General features: G+C 39.6%; 17 protein-coding genes. 3 read left to right on the top strand and 14 right to left on the bottom strand.

Translation table 11 applies throughout. The features are described from left to right. Positions 1-8: 8 nt before the first annotated feature. A complete protein-coding gene (locus HC725_RS09475) occupies positions 9-869 on the bottom strand; it encodes a LysR family transcriptional regulator (RefSeq protein WP_190331580.1) in 861 nt (286 codons plus the stop codon). Between the two features lie 141 nt (positions 870-1,010). On the opposite strand from HC725_RS09475, the gene HC725_RS09470 reads away from it, so the two are divergent. Both HC725_RS09470 and HC725_RS09465 read left to right on the top strand, forming a co-directional pair. Continuing rightward, positions 1,011-1,406 carry a CidA/LrgA family protein gene (locus tag HC725_RS09470; protein WP_190331579.1) on the top strand — a complete coding sequence of 132 codons (396 nt, stop codon included), beginning with the start codon at positions 1,011-1,013 and terminating at the stop codon, positions 1,404-1,406. Beyond that, positions 1,406-2,113 carry an LrgB family protein gene (locus tag HC725_RS09465; RefSeq protein ID WP_238928473.1) on the top strand — a complete coding sequence of 236 codons (708 nt, stop codon included), beginning with the start codon at positions 1,406-1,408 and terminating at the stop codon, positions 2,111-2,113. Before HC725_RS09470 ends, HC725_RS09465 begins: the two co-directional genes overlap by 1 nt. Before the next feature lie 38 nt (positions 2,114-2,151). Here the strand turns inward: HC725_RS09465 and HC725_RS09460 are convergent, their stop codons facing one another. The 11 genes from HC725_RS09460 to HC725_RS09410 all read right to left on the bottom strand — a co-directional run bounded on the left by HC725_RS09460 (position 2,152) and on the right by HC725_RS09410 (position 11,183). Next, a complete protein-coding gene (locus HC725_RS09460; protein ID WP_190331651.1) occupies positions 2,152-3,558 on the bottom strand; it encodes an aspartate ammonia-lyase in 1,407 nt (468 codons plus the stop codon). 148 nt (positions 3,559-3,706) lie between these two features. Then, positions 3,707-4,138, bottom strand: coding sequence for a GFA family protein (locus tag HC725_RS09455; RefSeq protein ID WP_203219073.1), 432 nt, complete (start codon positions 4,136-4,138; stop codon positions 3,707-3,709). 8 nt (positions 4,139-4,146) lie between these two features. Next, on the bottom strand, positions 4,147-4,986 hold the full coding sequence (locus HC725_RS09450) for a sulfurtransferase (protein WP_190331578.1): 840 nt from the start codon (positions 4,984-4,986) through the stop codon (positions 4,147-4,149). An 87-nt stretch (positions 4,987-5,073) separates the two neighbouring features. Continuing rightward, positions 5,074-5,649 (bottom strand): GNAT family N-acetyltransferase, encoded by a 576-nt coding sequence (locus HC725_RS09445; protein ID WP_190331577.1) that lies wholly within the window; start codon positions 5,647-5,649, stop codon positions 5,074-5,076. 238 nt (positions 5,650-5,887) lie between these two features. After that, positions 5,888-6,172 carry a DUF1294 domain-containing protein gene (locus HC725_RS09440; protein ID WP_190331576.1) on the bottom strand — a complete coding sequence of 95 codons (285 nt, stop codon included), beginning with the start codon at positions 6,170-6,172 and terminating at the stop codon, positions 5,888-5,890. A gap of 11 nt (positions 6,173-6,183) precedes the next feature. Beyond that, positions 6,184-6,597: a GNAT family N-acetyltransferase gene (locus tag HC725_RS09435; protein WP_190331575.1), complete on the bottom strand. Its 414-nt coding sequence runs from the start codon at positions 6,595-6,597 to the stop codon at positions 6,184-6,186. Positions 6,598-6,618: 21 nt separating this feature from the next. Then, positions 6,619-6,867, bottom strand: coding sequence for a hypothetical protein (locus HC725_RS09430; protein ID WP_190331574.1), 249 nt, complete (start codon positions 6,865-6,867; stop codon positions 6,619-6,621). 9 nt (positions 6,868-6,876) lie between these two features. Then, positions 6,877-7,869, bottom strand: coding sequence for a 2-hydroxyacid dehydrogenase (locus HC725_RS09425; RefSeq protein WP_190331573.1), 993 nt, complete (start codon positions 7,867-7,869; stop codon positions 6,877-6,879). Between the two features lie 255 nt (positions 7,870-8,124). Beyond that, positions 8,125-8,784 carry a hypothetical protein gene (locus HC725_RS09420; protein ID WP_190331572.1) on the bottom strand — a complete coding sequence of 220 codons (660 nt, stop codon included), beginning with the start codon at positions 8,782-8,784 and terminating at the stop codon, positions 8,125-8,127. Between the two features lie 8 nt (positions 8,785-8,792). Continuing rightward, a complete protein-coding gene (locus HC725_RS09415; protein ID WP_190331571.1) occupies positions 8,793-9,791 on the bottom strand; it encodes a 5'/3'-nucleotidase SurE in 999 nt (332 codons plus the stop codon). Positions 9,792-9,977: 186 nt separating this feature from the next. Beyond that, positions 9,978-11,183 (bottom strand): multidrug effflux MFS transporter, encoded by a 1,206-nt coding sequence (locus tag HC725_RS09410; RefSeq protein ID WP_190331570.1) that lies wholly within the window; start codon positions 11,181-11,183, stop codon positions 9,978-9,980. A 114-nt stretch (positions 11,184-11,297) separates the two neighbouring features. Here HC725_RS09410 and HC725_RS09405 point away from each other — a divergent pair, with 114 nt between their 5' ends. After that, positions 11,298-12,254 (top strand): LysR substrate-binding domain-containing protein, encoded by a 957-nt coding sequence (locus tag HC725_RS09405; protein WP_190331569.1) that lies wholly within the window; start codon positions 11,298-11,300, stop codon positions 12,252-12,254. Between the two features lie 7 nt (positions 12,255-12,261). Here the strand turns inward: HC725_RS09405 and HC725_RS09400 are convergent, their stop codons facing one another. Both HC725_RS09400 and HC725_RS09395 read right to left on the bottom strand, forming a co-directional pair. Beyond that, positions 12,262-13,062, bottom strand: a complete 801-nt coding sequence (locus tag HC725_RS09400; protein ID WP_190331568.1) for a PhzF family phenazine biosynthesis protein — start codon at positions 13,060-13,062, stop codon at positions 12,262-12,264. Positions 13,063-13,216: 154 nt separating this feature from the next. Beyond that, entirely contained in the window at positions 13,217-14,131 is a 915-nt protein-coding gene (locus HC725_RS09395; RefSeq protein WP_190331567.1) for an aldo/keto reductase, read from the bottom strand. Between the last annotated feature and the right edge of the window lie 390 nt (positions 14,132-14,521).

Raw genomic sequence — 14,521 nt, 5'->3', positions numbered from 1 at the left:
ATTTATATTCAAAATAGTGCTAAAAATGCTTTTGCCGCATGAGAGAGATAACGTTGCGATGACCAGCAAATTCCAAGCTCCCATTTGATCTCTTGTTTTAATTCAATAAAATCATAATGATCAGAATTCAAACGCGCGCAGATCGGCGCAGGTAAAAATGTTACTCCTAGCCCGCTTTTTACCATAGCAGCAAGAAAGTCCCATTGAGTACTCCTGACCCCCACTCTTGGTTGAAAACCATTGTCTTGACATAGCTGTTCAATAACCGCCGTCAATGCAAATTCTTCACGGTAAAGATAAAACGTATGCTGTTGTAGATCTGCAATATCAATAGTTTGATCGACTGAATAACCACTATTTTTTGCCAAAACCACATAGACAGGGTGAGTAACAATAACTTTTGTTTTCAACTGTTCTTGATTTAAAGGCAGCATCGTAATACCAAGATCAATTTCTCCAGCATGAATGGCACTTTCAATTTTACGACTACCAAACTCCACAATAGATACCTCTACTTTTGGATATTTAACCTGAAACCGATGCAAGGTATCAGCGTATAAGTGCCCAACCATGGGCGGAATACCAATCGATAATGTCCCCGACTCCAACTGCTGTAAATCATGTAGTTTTGCCTGCATATCATTGAACTGTTGTAAGATCTCTTCTCCATAACGATAAACGATACTGCCCGCCTCCGTTAACCTAATATCTCGATTATTGCGATGAATCAAAGGCTCACCAACCGATGACTCTAAAGATTTCAAAGCTTTGCTAATAGTAGGTTGTGTGACAAAAAGTTGCTCAGAAGCACGGGTGAAATTTTTAGCTCGAATCAAGGTGACAAAATAATTGAGCTCTTTGTTATTCATAATTCACAACCTTAATATGGGTAGTTACACAGCCAATATCATTCCGATATAGAATACATTCTAGTCATATTATTCATTACTGGAAAGTAATCTGTATCACTTATAATAGCCATATCCTATTAAACCGAATCAGTTAAGACGATGATCCTTTCAAAAATCAAAACCATTTCTCTTATTTTTATCCAAGTAATTAGCCTTTGTATATTGTGGTTTTTCGCAGACCAAACGGTACAGGCATTTCATATTCCAATGCCATCCAATGTATTTGGTTTATTAGTTCTTCTTGGATTGATGTTCACTGGGATTATCAATATTAAGTGGTTAAAAATAGGTTCAATGTGGTTACTCGCAGAAATGCTGTTGTTTTTTATTCCTGCGGTTATCGCCATCATTAATTACCAAGATTTATTCATACACGATGGCATTAAAATTATGGCTGTGATTTTATTGAGTACCTGCTTTGTATTAGGTGTAACCGCATACGTCGTAGAGAAAATCTATCGCTATGAAGTCAAAAAAATGCAGAGGAAATATTGATGGAAATTCAATCTATTCAACACCATGCTGCTATGTTGATGTACTTATCCTTTACAGTTAGTTGCTATTATTTTAGTAAGTGGCTTCACTCACGATTTCCTGTGTTTATTTTCATTCCCCTTGTCTTTGTTCCTGTCGTCATTGTGGCTTTAGTCACCGTTTTACATATTCCATACCAAGACTATATGTGGGATTCTCATTGGTTAGTTTGGATGCTCGGCCCTGCCACATTAGCCTTTGCGGTTCCTGTATATGAATACCGCGCTTTAATTGTCAAACATTGGCTTTCTTTAGCCACTGGCGTTTTTATTGCCGTGAGCGCTGGCATTGGTAGCACCTTATTACTAAGTCGCTGGTTTCATTTATCCGAGATGTTACAACGTAGCCTTGCAATGCGTTCTATTACGACGCCTTTTGCAATGGCTGCAACAGAATCAATTGGTGGAAAACCGGACCTAACTGCTGTTTTTGTCGTGATCACCGGGGTTATTGGGATTGTTGTAGGAGAGTTAGTACTAGGTGGATTAACCATTACATCACACCACGGTAAAGGTGCTGGTTTGGGCGCTTGTGCTCATGGCGCAGGTACAGCAACCGCTTATAAAATAGATAATCAAGCGGGTGTCATAGCCAGCTTAATGATGATGTTATCTGGTGTGGTTACCGTACTTCTTGCACCATGGCTTGGGCATATTTTATGGGCTTAATTGGCTCCAAGCTTATAAATTTACGGCTTATGTACTGTTTACAGCTGAGAAACTCCACCTTGAGTAAGAGCCATCGGATCTAATAACTCTTTAAGTTCTTCTCGGCTTAATGTGGTTTCCTCTTCTGCTACCTCTAAAATAGCCCGCTGTTGCTGATACGCTTTTTTGGCAATTTTTGCGGCGTTTTCATAACCAATAACAGGATTAAGCGCCGTCACCAGGATTGGATTTTTTGCTAACGCTTTATCTAGATTATCTTGTCTAATTGTAAAACCTTGGATGGCTTTATCTGCCAATAAAAGAGAGCTATTTGTTAATAATTCAATGCTTTGTAACAGGTTATACGCAATAACCGGTAGCATCACATTTAATTGAAAGCTTCCAGATTGCCCTGCTACCGTAATCGTTGTGTCATTGCCCATCACTTGTGCAGCCGCCATCGCAACGGCTTCAGGAATAACAGGATTCACTTTACCCGGCATGATCGATGAGCCCGGTTGCAAAGCTGGCAATTCAATTTCACCAATTCCAGCGAGTGGGCCAGAGTTCATCCAACGTAAATCATTGGCTATTTTCATTAAAGCAACCGCATAACTTTTTAACTCACCTGAAAGAGCGACACTGCTGTCTTGGCAACTCAAGTTATAAAATGGATTATCACTAGCATGCAGATTTAGCCCAGTCATTTCACTTAATTGCTCAGCTATGTTGTGCGCAAATTTCTCAGGCGCATTTATACCCGTTCCTACCGCTGTGCCTCCTTGCGCTAAACTTTTCAGCTCAGGCAGTGAATCTTCAATACGTTGTTGCGCTCGTTGAATTTGAGCTTTCCAACCTCGTAATTCCTGCCCAAATGTCACTGGCATGGCATCCATTAAATGCGTCCGGCCAGTTTTTACAATGCTGTCAGTTTGTAAGGCTTTTTTCTCTAACGTATCAATCAGATGGGACATACTCGGAAGCAGTTGGTGATGGATAGCGACTAAACAACTTAATTGAATTGCAGTTGGGATCACATCATTGCTACTTTGACTCATATTAACGTGATCATTGGGATGAACTCGTTGCTTATCATTTAAATCTTCACCCAAATGGTTATTCGCCAAAGTTGCTATGACTTCATTCACATTCATATTGGTGCTGGTGCCGGAGCCCGTTTGGAACACATCAATGGGAAACTGATCAGAGTGTTCACCTTCGATAAGTATGGCACAGGCAACCTCTATCGCTTGAGCTTGCTCTGAGTCTAATAATTTTAGGCCTAGGTTTACGACCGAAGCCGCTTGCTTAATTAATACAATAGATTGAATAAAACGAAAAGGTAGCCTTAAATCACTCATTGGGAAGTTATTGATCGCGCGTTGAGTTTGCGCTTGGAACAAGGCATTTTTAGGGACACTCACCTCACCCATGCTGTCGTGCTCGAGCCGGAAATTAGTGTCAATTGAATTATTTGGAATTGAAGAAGCCATCGTATTTTCCTTTTTGCTATTCTCGCAATAAGAATAAAAATTAAAAGTCGATGGCTTCAGTGTTGAGCTAAATAAGCGGTTATGCAAGTGTCTCAATCATTAAGATTTTTATTTGTATCATTTAACGCTGTTTTTCGAACTGCTGTACATCATCAGGAATGGTGATCCAAGCTTGCTTCTCACTGGTCCAAACATGCATATTCGGCACAATCATACTGGTGTCAGCTAAACTGCTTATTGCTTTAAATTTGATCATTTCAGGCGCGGCAGGGTTAATGTGGTAAATACGATTGCCACATCCTGGGCAAAATTTACCTACATTCAGATTACCACTGGCGGCAACACGTGAGTTTTCGTGTAGATCTCCAGTAATATCAATATCATGCTCATCCACTATCGCCGTGATGCTAAATGCACTTGTTGATAATTTTTGGCAGTCTTTACAATGACATGCAATGATCAACTTTGGGGCGGCATTCAATGAGAACTTAACTTGTCCACACTGACATTGTCCTTTTACTGGGTACACTGATTTTATCAATTCATTCGTCATAATATTTCCTATTCAATTGGAAGCGTATGATCTGCGCCCCACTCACTCCACGATCCATCGTAGACCGCCATATTGGTATAACCAGCGCAATAAGCTGCCAACAACACTATACAAGCAGTTAAACCTGAACCACAGCTAAAGACCAACTTTTCGGCTTGATCAAACTGATATTGCTTCAATAACGCCACAAGTTCTTCATTTGGCAGATATTGATGTCCAGCTAAGACTTTACTGAAAGGTAAATTAATCGACGATGGAATATGTCCTGAACGCATGCCTTCACGTGGTTCTTGCACCGTGCCGTTAAATCGTCCTTCTCCGCGTACATCCACAATCATAGTATTGGGTATATCAATTGCGGCTAAAACATCTTGAGCGCTGTAGACTTTATCCGCTTGATAGCGAGCAACAAAGTTACCTTGAGCATAAAGATCAATACCAAGAGTATCGCTTAACGGATATCCCATCGCTTGCCAAGCTTTAACGCCACCATTAAGAACATACACATGCTCATGGCCCATGCATTTAAACATCCACCATGCTCGAGGTGCAGAATATAAGCCTCGTTCATCGTACATGACAATAATACTGTCATCGTTTATTCCCAAGTTTTTGGCTTCTTGAGAAAACTTATCAGTGCTAGGCATGGTGTTAGGCAGTGACGATGTAAGATCCACAAACACTTTTTCAATATCAAAAGCTTGCGAATTAGGAAGGTAATTACGAGGCCCGTTTAGTTGTTCACCAACAACAGAGTGTTCAACCGTGGCATCTAGAAGAATAAGATTGTCATCAGAAAAGTGATCAAACAACCAAGTGGGAGAAATCATTGGGTAAGTAGAATTCATAGTACCTCTTTCCTTTCTCTACATTAGAAAATGAAAATGATACTCATAATATATTCAACAATTACCCAACTGACTTGAAAGTAGGTATTAAAGTTGGTTAACCATTAATTGAGCATCATCGCCATAGCTATCAGTACAGTCTGACTTTACTGATTTAAAACCATATTTCGCCCAAAAGCTAGCCATACCTTGTACTGCGACTAAAGAAATTCTATTAATATTCAAAGCATCGGCATGCATTAGTAGATTCTCAATTAATGCTTGAGCAATCCCTGCGCCTCGAGCATCAGGATTAATGGCTAAATCATGAATATACAAAGTTGATGCATCTTCTACAGACACTACTTCTTTGCGATCAGAAATATCTTGGTTAATGTGCGGAGGCTCTTCACTTTCCCAAGGATGCGCTAATACATAACCTAATACTTGTTCATCATCATCCATACACACAAAACACGTTTCAGGTGATACATCAGATTTAATTTTAAGAATATCAATATCTTCGGCTAGATCATCTCGATAAGCGACTTCTTGGATTTGTTCGATTTGAGGCCAAACTTCATCGGGGATTTCTAAGATTTGTGTATCGCTAATATTGGTGTTCGATTGAAGAGTCACATTTTGAGTAGTGTTGATACTTTGATTTGATTGCGTCATGTTCATGAGATGGAGACACCTTGTTTTGTGTTCCGTCATCCTTAACTGGAAACCCATTTAGTGGGTATATATGAATGGCACCGAAAGTGGTGTTGATATATTGAGGGGGATTATAACAAAATATCGCTTATGAAGGAATAGTCGATAAAATAGTCAATAACAACAATCTATATTGACTATTTTATTCCTGCACTCATGTTTTGAATATTTATCCTCTTCAGCCTTTGCATTCATGAGACTTGTATTAACGGAAAAAATTAGGGTTCTGGATCCAAATACTTCCGATGCAATTTAGCACGACCATCAACCAAAAAATCACTTGAAAACTAAACTTGCGAGTTTTATGTCGTAATAGTTTTTGTGCGATTAATGCTCCTGGCCAACCGCCCGCTAAAGCTAAAAGTTGCAACGTTTTTTCAGGTGTACGCCATTGATCATTTTTTGCTGCACGCTTATCTTTCCAGTAAAGAACAAAGGTTACAAAGCTCATCACAAAACAATATAACAAACCCATTTTTAAGGTGATCATAATGCTATTTCTTAATCCAATTGTTTAAGGTCTGATAAGATCCACGCACTATCGTGTCTTTCTAAACCAATATGAGGATAATAATCAACTGCTTGAGGTGCAGCTAATAAATTCAATTTACAGCCTGAGTTTAACTGTAAAAATGTCCGCTTAATTAGCTCTTTGCCAATGCCTTTCGCTTGAATATTTTCAGAAACGGCTAAATCCGATAAATAACAACAAAAATAAAAATCCGTTACAGAACGAGATATTCCGACCAGCTCATCGCCTTGCCATGCGGTCACGGTTAAATTGGCATGATCAAGCATAGCCTGAATAGCAACAATATTTTCAATTGGCCTGCGTACACCCAAAGTGGTTTGTTTTAATAAATCAATAAACTCTCTCGCAGTAATAGGGTGATTTACCTTGTATTCAATCGTCATAAGCTCTCCATATTATTTACGTTAAATAAGTCTCGATAAGTCGTGCTGATCAGGCGCATCACAGGCTTGAGCTTTTACTCGTATGGCAAGAGTTGAACTCTCTGGTGGGAAGTACACAATAAAGTCACAGTGTAACCCACTGAGTGACTCATGGCGATAATAAGCAACGAAAGGTTCACCTAAGGATTGGCACTCCTCTTTTAATAAGGCAATGTTAGGTTCTACCATTAAGGCGTCACCTAAATTTTTACGATACCAATTCGCTACCATTCTCCTCTCCTAAATTATCAGTTCATTACCAGACAAAGCATGTTTTGAAAATTCGCTCACGTTATTCAACGTTGTTTCTGCAATATTAGATAACGCTTCTTGGGTTAAGAATGCCTGATGTCCCGTGAACAACACATTATGACAGGCCGATAAACGGCGGAAAATATCATCGGTAATAATGTCATTAGATTTATCTTGGAAGAATAATTCTTTCTCATTGTCATAAACATCTAAACCAAGCGAGCCTATCTTACCGCTCTTCAGCGCTTCAATTGCATCACCAGAATCCAATAAGCCACCACGACTAGTGTTAATAATCATTACATGATCTTTCATTTTACTGAATGACTCTGCGTTCAATAATCGCTGATTGTCTTTCGTTAAAGGACAATGAAGCGTAATCACATCGGACTGGCGATAAATTTCATCTAAGTCCGTATAGGTCGCCCCTAATTCAATCGCGGCATCACTTGGATATGGATCGGAACAAAGAATATTCATGCCCAAACCTTTTAGGATACGCATTGTCGCAAGCCCTATTTTCCCAGAACCAATAACACCAACGGTTTTACCGTGAAAATTAAAACCCGTTAATCCTTCTAATGAGAAATTGGCATCACGAGTTCGTTGGTAGGCTTTATGAAAGCGGCGATTTAAGCACATCATCATACCAACGGCATGCTCAGCGATGGCTTCTGGTGAATAAGAAGGAACGCGAACCACTTGGATCCCAAGCTCTTTTGCTGCATCTAAATCTACTCGGTCAAACCCCGCACATCGCATTGCGATCAACTGAGTACCTTGCGATGCTAATTTCTCCAATACCGACCGGCTTAAATCATCATTCACAAAGGCACAAATTACTTGAGAATCTTCAGCAATAGACGCGGTTTTTACATCCAGCTGAAAATTATAAAAATGGCATTCAAATCCATACTTTTGGTTCACTTTAAGAAACGAGGCTTCATCATAAGATTTGGTACTGAACATTGAGATTTTCATAGTGGTCCCTTTGGGCTTGATTTTAAATCGCACCTAATTTTAAATAGCAATGGTATACATTATTATTATCCTTCAACACATCTCAAGTAATAATTAAATAAATCGCTTATGCGTATGAAAAACATTCAATCTGTTTATCTAAATTAAAAAAGCCTGACTCCGATGAAGTACCGAAATCAGGCTAAAGTCAACGACATAAGAGAGTACAAGATAAAAACATCATCCAGCACCGTTAACGTTGAGCTAATCTATAAATCAACTACGGGTCTTAATCCATATAGAAGGGAAATCTTGGTTAGAATTTAATAATTCAATACTATAGAGTTCATTATTCTCGATATATAGTCTTGCATAAGCTCTAAGCGATTGCATACCACAGTTATCTTCTGTGATATCAAAATCGATAAGATGCTCGACATCATTAGACTGGCTAAATAAACCAAAACTAGTACAGCTAGCTCCTTGGATCTCTACCTTCCCTTCATTAGTAACCATCATCGTGTATAAATTGTTGTTCCATAAAGCTTGATACTGCCCTTGATAATCACTTAATTTTTGTATCTCTAAAGTTTTCTGCTTTAGTAATATTTCCCCTACTGGCGTACCACACTGCAAATTTAAACCACTAGGCGTACATGAATACTGAATAGCAGAAAATTCAATCTCGCCAGAATTTTTCCGATTACCTGCATAAGTCACTTGATGATTTCTATCATCCCAAGACGTCAGCACCGGATTTTGTGTCGCCTCTGAAGTAACTTGAACTTCAATCGGATTACCGTTGTCATCTTTGCTAACCGCCATATAAACGGCGCTATTCACTTTAGTTTGATCTGTCTCATTGGAGCTATTACATCCAATAAGAAGAAATAGCGAACCTAATCCAATCAGGCTAATAATAGAAGAATTCTTCATAATCCCTCCTATTTTAAGCCAACGAGGCGTTGCTCAGTTAAGGCTACTTTCGCTCTTGATGCTTGTATATTCCCATCAATAGTACTGATAGTAATATAACCTTGTTGAACGGCTACACCCTCAGAATTATCATCACTATCCCCTGCATCTCCCATTGAGGCAGAAAGCCCTATTTTTCCATCAAAACCTGCATGAAAAGCCGATTCTGCTTGCTCTTGGGTCATACCCGCAGACACCATTGAACCAATCGCATAACCAGAAAAGAGAGAGTCAGCGCCGAGATCACTTGAAAATGTTAATTCTGTGCCACCACTATTCCAGCCAACATCAGTATATTTATAACCTAAGTTTGTTTTCATATCTTCTGGTGTGTTTACGTTTAAACCAGTATAAGCAGGCAATAAAGGTTGATCTGGTTTTTGCGTATTCACTAACTGGGTAACGATATCAACAACCACTTGAGCCGATAATTTTGATTGTTCATCATCGCTAGCGGTACTCATACCACCACTAACAGCAATGGCAGGCACCCCACGAGAAAGAGAAATCATCGCTGCGCCTAATGTCCCTGAATTATTGTTCATATAACCAAGGTTATTTCCTTCATTTGGCCCTGAAATAACAAGATCCGGCTTCGTACCCCATTTTTTCTGAGCCGCGACATCAATACCATATAGAGCCGCCATGACAGGCGTGCCTTCTACATAATCTTCATATATTTTTGTTGTATCCGTATCACCGACACAAAACTCATCCGTACCTCTTTCGTTCACAGTAACGGCTTTCATCATCACCATTGAACCGCCTTTACCACTTTGAGGGCCGCAAGGTGCAGACATAATCACATCATGTCCTGCAGCTTCTAAGGCTGATTTCATATTTTTAATATTCTGTGTATCCCAGCTGTCATCATTGGTTAATACAATATTTAAGGCTAATGCAGATGGGGCTAGTGTTAAGCCTGATAAAAATATAACAGTAGTAAAGCTCGTCCTTATAAATTTCATCTTTTTCCCTATGTTTAATAGTATTAAATATGGCTTCCATCATGGAAGGTGATGAATACTATGAAGAAAAAATATGAATTTATTGCTACATAAAAATGACAAATTTATTATGACGATCAAAAAAGCCTAACTTATATAAATATAGAAATTAGGCTTTGAGGAGAAAGTGGCTTAAAGCGCAGATTGTTATTCAGAGAAACATGGATCAACGTGCCATGCATTCATTCTTTTCATCGACATAATAGCGAGCAAAATGATTGCCCCACCACCCATGACTGTGATCACGGCAAATGGCGCTGTCAATGAGGTTTGCTGAATTAAACCTGCAAGTAACGAAGCGCCACTCATCTGAATAAATCCAAGCATTGCTGCTGCGGTGCCTGCGCGTTCACCAAATGCAGAAAGCGCCATACTAGTAGCAGGGCCAAGCAATAAAGCAAAACCGATACAAAGTAATGCCATTGGCAACATAAAGCCAACAGCGGCAGCCATTCCCATTTGAGGGCCAATTTCTTGGGCTAAAAATTGCATTGCCGCCGATCCAATTAGCAACGATAAAGCAAGAATAACGGTTGGGCGATTACCTAATTTTTTGATCACCCAAGGTGCGCCAAAACATGCTGCAATATTGATAATGGCGTTAATGCCAAACAAACCACTAAAAGCCAACTCGGACACACCTAATTGACCAATTAACCACACTGGCGCATAAGAAACATAGGTTAAAATCGCGCCCATACCTGTCATGCAACAAACCGCATAAAATAAGAAATGACGCTCTGTTAATACCGGCTTATATCTAGCCCAACGATATAGAGCCCCTTCACTAACTGTATTAGCCGGACGTGTTTCAGGAAATTTCCACAATACAATAACGAGCATGATCAAGCCGTATAACATCATAAAGGCAAAGGTTGAACGCCAACCAAAATGCAATGCCAATACGCCGCCTAAGGTTGGAGCTAAAGCAGGAACCACACAGATCACACCATTCAAATAGCTATAAATTTTTGCGCCATCTTTAACCGAGTAACAATCTCGCACCGCGCTAAAGACCACAATAGAGGTTGAACACGCCGCTAAACCTTGTAGCACTCGCGCCACTTGTAATAATTCAAACTCTTTTGATAGCACCGCCAATAAACTGCTTAAGATATACAAAACCAGACCAAATAAAGCAATCGGGCGACGACCAAATCGATCCGCCAATGGCCCAATAATGATTTGCCCTAATCCCATCGCAAATAAGAACAAAATCAAAGTGGATTGCACTTGGCTATTAGAAACCGAGAAATCTTGCGCCATGGTAGGTAAAGACGGTAAATAGATATCAATTGCCAATGGACTCAGCAGCACCATCGACATCAAAATAAATAACAAATTACGTTGCATATAATTCTCAAAGTGGGAATAAAAAGACAAAAATAAGTGCGATATTTTAACGCTTAGATGATATGAACAGAAATGGTATAATTTCGGAAATCAATTTCCAATAAGGAATATCAGGTGAATTTAGATAAACTGGCTCGCATCGATCTCAATTTGCTGGTGATCTTACAAGTATTGCTCGAAGAACAAAGCGTCACGCGTGCAGCTTATCGCTTAAATCTAAGCCAATCAGCATTAAGTAAGAGCTTAAATCGCTTACGTGAAACACTTGATGACCCGCTGTTTCAACGAACCTCTCATGGTCTAAAGCCTACAGCACATGCAATGGCGTTATCAAAAATACTGCCAAATACACTGCAAGATTTATATCAATTAACTTTACCGCCCATTTTTGATCCTGCGACCAGCAGCCGAAAATTTACCTTTTCAATGGTAGAAAGTGCTTACGAAACTTTGATCCCTTCTTTTATTGGTTCGCTTTTACAACAAGCTCCCAGTATTAAGCTCGATTCTTACTTATGGACGGGGCAATCTTTTCACGATCTTCAGCAAGGACAAATTGACTTTGGAATTGCCGGGCGAGATTTACACCCCCAAACGGGTTTAGATAACAACAAACCACCAGAAGGACTAGTTCAACATACTTTATATGAAGACAAACAAGTGTGCTTAGTGCGAAACGATCACCCTATTTTACAAGCGGTGAAACAAAAAGATTGGACGCTAGAACGTTATTTAAGCATGGCGCACGTACAAGTTCGATGCGAAGGAAAAGAATGGTGGGCACTGGATTATCATTTAGCAGATCGTGGTCATCATCGTAATATCAGCGCCACTGTCCCCGATTTTTATGGCGCGGCGAGCGTATGTGCCCATACCGATTTAATTTTCACCTTGCCATCAAGTTTTGCCAGCCATGCCCTCAATCTTTACCCTTTAACTCAACTCATTTTACCTTTCGAGTTTTTACCAATGGCGTATGTCTTGTTATGGCACGAACGTAATAATCAAGACAAAGGCCATCAATGGATGAGAGAAACTATAAGTTTGAGTGTGAAAAAAGCCATCACTTAAACAAATATTATACGTGCATTTTACCTTCAATGGTCGTCACAGCGCGGCCAATCAATTTAACTCGACCATTAGATACGATTTCACACCCAACATAACCACCTCGAACAGAAGCTTGGTAGCCCTTTAATATCGATTTATTGAGTTTTTCAGCCCAATACACCGCTAATGCACAATGAGCCGATCCTGTAACCGGATCCTCATTCACTCCAACCCAAGGGGCAAAATAACGAGAAATAAAATCAATATCGTCTGAGTTAGACTGCGCAGTAATCAATACACCACGGCCAGATAATTGATTAAGGGCATCAAAGTTAGGAGTAAGAGAATGTAAGATTTCCTCGTTAACCACTTCGATGAAATTTTTAGAATCAAACAAGCCATAAGACAAGACATGCTCAGATTTAAGGCCTAAATATTCCAACAGCACTTCATTTGTAGGTTGATCAAATAAAAGCGTCGGCGATGGAAAATCCAACTCAACCGTAGATTCATTTAACTTTGCTGATAAAGCGCCTGATTTTGTATTGAAGACAATAGAATCGCCAACCATCGCTCTTTTAGTTTGTTTTAAAATATGAGCGACCGCCAATGTTCCATGCCCACACAAAGCCACTTCCACTTTCGGCGTAAACCACCGTAACCGCATATTATTCAAAGATAAGAATGCCGTTTCTGAAACCGCCATTTCTTCAGCAATAGAATACATAAGCGCTTCATCGAGCTCGCTATCACTAATGCAAACCCCCGCTGGATTCCCTGTGAAGGCTTGATCCGTAAAAGAATCCACTTGGTATATTTCTAATTTCATAACAAACCTGCTCTAAGACTTCCTGAATTCAAGTATTAAGTACAATGGGCTAACACTCACTAATCTCTGCTTATCTTAATACAAAAAGAGCTATGCGGATCTATCGGCATAGCTCTTTTGGATACAATACTGAAGCTTCAAAACGAAAGCTGATTTATGGCACGCCGTGGCCTTTAGATGCACACCAAACTCGGAACCATTGCTCACGGGTCAGTTCAATACTCAATGCATCGATTGCCGCTTCTACACGTTCAATCTTGCCTGAACCTATGATCGGTAAAGGTTTTGATGGCAAACGACGCACCCAAGCATAAATGACTTGATCAATACTTTGTGCGCCCACTTCTTTGGCAATGGCTTCTAATTCATCACGAACGCGAACATGCTGATCTTCTAAGCCATTAAAAATATCACCACCAGCAAGGCAAGACCACGCCATTGGTTTCACACGTAATTGCTGCAGCAGATCTAACGTGCCATCATGTGCTACTTCAAAATTTAGTGGATTAATTTCAACTTGATTAGTGACTAATGGCGCATCTAGACGAGATTGCAATAATTCAAACTGACGAGGAGAAAAATTAGACACACCAAAGTGTTTCACTTTACCCGCTTGTTTTAACTCTGAGAATGCTTCTGCTACTTCATCAGCATCCATCAAGGCATCTGGGCGATGGATTAAAAGCACATCCAAATCTTCTACTTGCAAACGTTTAAGCGAATTATTAACCGATTCAACAATGTGAGATTTACTAGTGTTGTAATGGTTAACTTTCCAATCTGGGTTTTTATCACCGCACAATTTTATATCGCATTTACTCACGATCTCAATTTGATCTCGCATGCTCTTATCAATCGCTAAGCCTTCACCAAACAGCTGTTCACATTCGTAATATCCGTAAATATCTGCGTGATCTACGGTTGTAACACCCAGTTCAACATGCTGCTTTAAAAAGGTGAGTCGCTCTTGTCGGCTCATTCCCCAATCACCTAAACGCCAGTAACCTTGAACCAATTCCGAAAATTCAGGCCCTTGCGGTGCAATTTGTACTTTTTTAATTGTCGTCATATTTCATTTCAGTCCAAAGACTGACTCCATAATGAATATTGAAAATCGATTACGTTAATCCTAGGGAGTTTTCTGGCTTGGCACAATCTATAAACCCCGAAAGATTACATTGCAAAAAAGAGGCTCACTAAAAATGGCTCGATATGACTTTATTTTGCAGTGTGGTGAAACCCATGAAAGCCAATATGTATACCGTGTTCCCAACGAGCATATCAAAACAATCGTGATAACAGTGTAAACTCATAACACTTTAATGAAATACCATTTCGATTCATTGCTAAAATAGCCTTCAACATGTTAGGCTAATTGGTATAACAACTTGACGTGGCATCTCCATTTCATCAGAACCTTTATACCCAAAGTAATTGAAGTTTCAGCTTCGAGTAAGAC

This window comes from Vibrio sp. S17_S38 (assembly GCF_014694375.1).
In the GTDB taxonomy this organism is placed as follows: Bacteria; Pseudomonadota; Gammaproteobacteria; order Enterobacterales; family Vibrionaceae; genus Vibrio.
The sequence above is the reverse complement of the archived record's forward strand: the minus strand, read 5'-3'. Positions and strand labels throughout refer to the sequence as shown.